Origin of the sequence: Actinoallomurus acaciae (genome assembly GCF_042429965.1) — a bacterium.
GTDB classification, from domain to species: Bacteria; Actinomycetota; Actinomycetes; order Streptosporangiales; family Streptosporangiaceae; genus Actinoallomurus; species Actinoallomurus acaciae.
This window is the reverse complement of the sequence record NZ_JBHLZP010000551.1, coordinates 1-5,200: the sequence shown is the minus strand read 5'-3', so window position 1 is coordinate 5,200 and position 5,200 is coordinate 1. Positions and strand designations below refer to the sequence as shown.

The 5,200-nt window shown below is 73.5% G+C and carries 3 protein-coding genes; 2 read left to right on the top strand and 1 reads right to left on the bottom strand.

Going from position 1 to position 5,200, the window contains the following annotated elements; genetic code table 11:
- Positions 1-638: type VII secretion integral membrane protein EccD (eccD, locus tag ACFFNX_RS41540; RefSeq protein ID WP_378211688.1), on the bottom strand; the 638-nt coding region annotated here is incomplete at its 3' end.
- Between the two features lie 133 nt (positions 639-771).
- Here eccD and eccCa point away from each other — a divergent pair.
- Positions 772-4,743 (top strand): type VII secretion protein EccCa, encoded by a 3,972-nt coding sequence (eccCa, locus tag ACFFNX_RS41535; protein ID WP_378211687.1) that lies wholly within the window; start codon positions 772-774, stop codon positions 4,741-4,743.
- 259 nt (positions 4,744-5,002) lie between these two features.
- Positions 5,003-5,200, top strand: a 198-nt coding sequence (locus ACFFNX_RS41530) for a hypothetical protein (RefSeq protein ID WP_378211685.1), incomplete at its 3' end; no start/stop codon positions are given.

The following is a 5,200-nucleotide window of genomic DNA, read 5'->3' as shown; positions in this document are numbered from 1 at the left end:
GCGCTCACCAGCGCCGCCGCGGTCAGGTGCCTTCCGTCGCCGGCGGGCAGCGCCAGCCCCGCGACCGTGGTGAAGCCGATCGCCCCGGCGGCCAGGATGATGCCCGCCGCACGGTCTCCGAGCGCACGTGAGGCGGCGGCCGCGCCGAGCAGCAGGACGACGCTCGCCGCTCCGGCCGTCAGCGCCGCCAGCGTTCCCGTACCGCTCATCGGCGCGACCGCCATGCCGACGGCGAGCACCGTGCCGACCAGCCCGAGTACGAACCGTCGTGTCGTCTCCGGCCGCCACCGGTCGGGCCGGTCCGCGGTCCCGGTGGCCACGCCGTCCACCAGATCGTCGAAGTCGACCGGCGGCAGGTGGTCGGCGCGCGGTCGCAGGTGCAGGACGTCACCGTCGTACAGGCCCAGAGCGGCCGTGCCGAGGTCCTCGTCCAGGGGCGGCTCGCCGAGCCGCTGCAACACCCAGCCGTCATGTCCGAAGCCGGCCGCGGCCAGCTCGGGTCCCAGGTGCTCCAGGAACGTGGGGAGCAGATCGGCGACCGGAACGTGTGCGGGAACGGCCAGCTCGATCCGGGAGGCCGGGCCGCAAATCGTCAGCCGGCACATCTCGCCGGAGCCCAGTGTCTGCGGAGTCGACATGCCCAGAACACGGCTGCCGGTTCGCAGAGAGTTCACTCGCCGGAAACACAAGCCGACTCGAAACCCTCCGGCGGCCGGCATCCGTGGCTAAGGGAGAGGGGTCACGACGACGCCCCGGGAAGGACCTGAGCCCGTGAGTACCACGCTGTTCCGGCGACCGCCCCGGCAGTCACCGCCCGAGATGCCCGGCGGCGAGCTGTCGCTGCAGGAGCCACCGGTGCTGCCGGAGGCGCCGACCGGCAACCTCGGCATGCTGCTCATGTACCTGCCGATGGCGATCGGCTCGAGCATGACGATCCTGCTCTTCGTCTCGCCGTCCAGGCCGGGCCTGGGCCTGCTGGCCGCCGGGCTGATGGCGATGACGTCGATGACGATGGTGTTCGGCCAGGTCGGGCGGGCGACGAGCGAACGCAAGCGGCGGATGCGCGGCGAGCGCCGCGACTACCTGCGCTACCTGGCGCAGACCCGCAAGAAGGTGCGGGCCGTCGCGACGGCGCAGCGCGAGTCGCTGGCGTGGCAGCACCCCGACCCGGCCGGGCTCTGGTCGGTGGCGATGAGCGGCCGCCTGTGGGAGCGGCGCCCGACCCATCCCGACTTCGCCGAGGTGCGCATCGGCACCGGCCCGCAGCGGCTGGCGATGACGATGACCCCGATGCAGACCAAGCCGGTGGAGGACCTCGAACCCCTGTGCGCACGGGCGCTGCGCCGGTTCATCCGGGCGTACACGACCGTCACCGATCTGCCGGCCGCGGTGTTCCTCCGCGGGTTCGCCCAGCTACGGCTGCGCGGCGACGAGACGGCCGGGCGCGAGCTGATCCGCGCGCTGCTGGGGCAGCTCGTCACCTTCCACTCGCCGGACGAACTGCGGGTCGCGGTGTGCGCCGCGCCCGAGCACGCCGAAGAGTGGGACTGGGCCAAGTGGCTGCCGCACAACCAGCACGGCACCGAGCAGGACGGCGCGGGTCAGGCACGGCTGTACGCCGACGGCATCGACGCGCTCGACGCCCTGCTCTCGACGGAGATGGAGGGCCGCGGGCGGTTCGAGCCCGGGGCCACGCCCACCCGCGACGAGCCGTACGTCGTCATCGTCGTGGACGGCGTGGAGGTGCCGGCGGAGTCGCGGCTCGCCGGCACCGGGTACCGCAACTCGATCGTGCTGAACGTCTCCTCGGGCCTGCCGATGAGCCCGGGACGCGGCACGCTGCGGCTGGACGTCACCGACGAGGCGATGGAGATGGTGCGCTTCGACCGGGGCGGTGAGGAGATCCGCACGTCGCTGGGGCGGCCCGACCGGCTCAGCGTGCCCAGGGCGACCGCGCTGGCGCGGACGATCTCCCCCTTCCGGCTCGGCGCGACGGCCGACGTGGCCGAGCCGATGCTCACCGACTTCGACCTGGGCACGCTGCTCGGCGTCGGCGACCTGGACGCGCTGGAGCCGTCCCGGGTGTGGCCGCGCGCCGACGGCCCGGACCGCCTGCGCGTGCCGATCGGCATCGCCGAGGACGGCAGCCGGGTCGAGCTCGACATCAAGGAGTCCGCTCAGGGCGGCATGGGCCCGCACGGCCTGCTGATCGGCGCGACCGGGTCCGGCAAGAGCGAGCTGCTGCGCACGCTGGTGCTGGCGATGGCGATCACGCACTCCTCCGAGGTGCTCAACTTCGTGCTCGTCGACTTCAAGGGCGGCGCGACCTTCCTCGGGCTGGACGGGCTGCCGCACACCTCGGCGGTGATCACGAACCTGGCCGACGAGGCGCCCCTCGTGCAGCGCATGCAGGACGCCCTGCAGGGCGAGATGATGCGCCGCCAGGAGCTCCTGCGGCGGGCGGGCAACTACAGCTCGCTACGGGAGTACGAGGCGGCCCGCGCGAACGGCGCCCTGCTCGACCCGCTCCCCACGCTGTTCGTCGTCGTGGACGAGTTCAGCGAGTTGCTGGCCTCCCACCCCGACTTCTCCGAGCTGTTCGTGATGATCGGCCGGCTCGGCCGGTCACTGGGCGTCCACCTGCTGCTCGCGTCACAGCGCATCGACGACGGGCGGATGCACAAGCTGGAGAGCCACCTGTCGTACCGGATCGGGCTGCGGACGTTCTCGGCCATGGAGAGCCGCTCGGTGATCGGCGTGCCCGACGCGTACCAGCTGCCGAACGCCCCCGGCAACGGCTACATGCGCTCCGACGTCGCGACGCTCGTCCGGTTCAAGGCCGCGTACGTCTCCGGCCGCTACCGCCGGCGGACCGCCGAACAGCGCCAGGAGGAGGTGCGCCGCCAGGTCGTGCCGTTCAGCTCGGCGCACGTCCAGGTGCCCGCGGCGCCGCCGGCGCACGAGCCCGTTCCGGCGCTCCCCGGGACGCCCTCGGCCGACGAGCACGTCGAGACCCTGCTGCAGGTCGCCGTCGCGCGGCTGCGGGACGCCGGCCCGCCGGCCCACCAGGTGTGGCTGCCGCCGCTCGCCGACCCTCCGACGCTGGACCAGGTGCTCCCGCCGCTGGTGCCCGACCCGGACCTCGGCCTCACCCCGGCGACCTGGCCGGGACGCGGCGGTCTCGTCGTGCCGGTGGCGGTCGTGGACAAACCGTACGAACAGGTGCGCGACCTGATGATGGTCGACCTGTCCGGCGTCGGCGGACACGTCGGCATCGCCGGCGGCACCCAGGCGGGCAAGAGCACGCTGCTGCGCACGCTCATCTCGGTGCTGGCGCTCACCCACACCCCGGTCGAGACGCAGTTCTACTGCGTGGACCTCGGCGGCGGGACGCTGTCGACGCTGTCGGAGCTGCCCCACGTCGGCGGCGTCTCCGGGCGGATGGACACCGAGCGGATCAGCCGGACCATCGCCGAGGTGCAGGCCGTGCTGAGCCGCCGCGAGCGCCTCTTCGCCGAGCACGGCATCGAGAACATGGCCGCCTACCGTGCCCTGCGGCGGGAGGGAGACTTCGCCGACGACCCGCACGGCGACGTGTTCCTGGTCGTCGACGGCTGGGCGTCGCTGCGGGCCGACTTCGAGGAGCACGACGGCCCGATCCGGCAACTCGCCGCGCGGGGCCTGACGTACGGCGTGCACCTGATGGTCAGCTCCGGCCGCTGGTCCGACATCCCCAGCGTGCTGCGCGACCAGCTCGGCACCCGGCTGGAGCTGCGCCTGGGCGACGCGATCGACTCGGTGATCGACATGCGGGCGGCCGGGCGGGTGCCCCGTACGCCGGGCAGCGGCCTGACCATGGACAAGATGAACTTCCTGGCCGCGATCCCCCGGATCGACGGCCGGTCGCGTACGGACGACCTGGCGGACGCGACCCGGATGATGGCCGAGAGCGTGACCGACTCCTGGGAGGGGCCGGTCGCGCCGCCCGTACGCATGCTGCCCGCGGTGCTGCCCGCCGGTCGGCTGCCCGGCCCGGAGGGCCACATGCGGGTGGCGCTCGGCTGGGGCGAGGCGGACCTGGCCCCGGTCTGGCACGACTTCGACACCCAGCCTCACCTGACCGTCCTCGGCGACACCGAGAGCGGCAAGACCGGCGTGCTGCGGCTCATCGCCGAGGCCATCCCACGCGCGTACCGCCCGGGCGAGGCCGAGGTGATCGTGATCGACTCGCGCCGCGCGCTGCTCGAGGCCGTGCCGGAGGAGTACCGGCGGGGCTTCGCGTTCTCCTCCTCGGCCGCGGGCGAACTGGTCGAGAGCATGGCGACCCGGCTGCGCGAGCGGATGCCCGGCGCCGACGTGACCCCGGCTCAGCTCGCCCGGCGCGACTGGTGGGAGGGCCCGGACGTGTACATCATCGTCGACGACTACGACCTGCTCACCGGCCCGATGGGCGGCCCGCTCAACGCGCTGATCGACCTGCTGCCACAGGCGGCCGACATCGGCCTGCACGTGGTACTGGCCCGAAACGCGGCCGGCTCGGGCCGCCTGTCGATGGACGCGGTCGTACGGCGGCTGCAGGAGTCCAACACACCGGACCTGGCACTGTCCTGCCCGCCGAACGAGATGCCGCTGCTGAACGGCATGCGCCCCCGGCAGTTCCCACCGGGACGCGGTCTCGTGGTGACGCGCCGCAGCGCCACCCAGCTCCAGGTCGGCTGGCTCTCACCGGGAGACCACCGATGACGGGGCCGTACGCGACTCCGGCCGACGGTCGCCGTCGCTTCGGCCGGGGCGCGCTGACCAGCGTCCCGGTGCCAGCCCCAGGCAGCGGTCCAGCGCACGACAGAAGACCACCGACGACGGGGCCGTACCCGACTCCGGCCGACGGTCGCCCTCGGTTCGAGATGGCCGGGATGGGGATGCGTTCGACCGCCGGGAGCGCGCTGACCGGTGTCCCGATACCGATCCGGGCTGCGGTCCAGTGGACGACAGGAGACCAACGATGACCGGGCCGTACCCGACCCCGGCCAGCGGTCGCCGTCGCTTCGGGATGGCCGGGGTGTGGATGCGTGCGGTCGCGGCGGTCGTCGCCGGGGGCGCGCTGACCGGTGTCCCGGCACCGGCCCGGGCTGCGGTCCAGTGCGCGGCGCCGGCGAAGACGGTCGTCCCCGCCGAGCCGTGGGCACAGCGGGCGATGGCC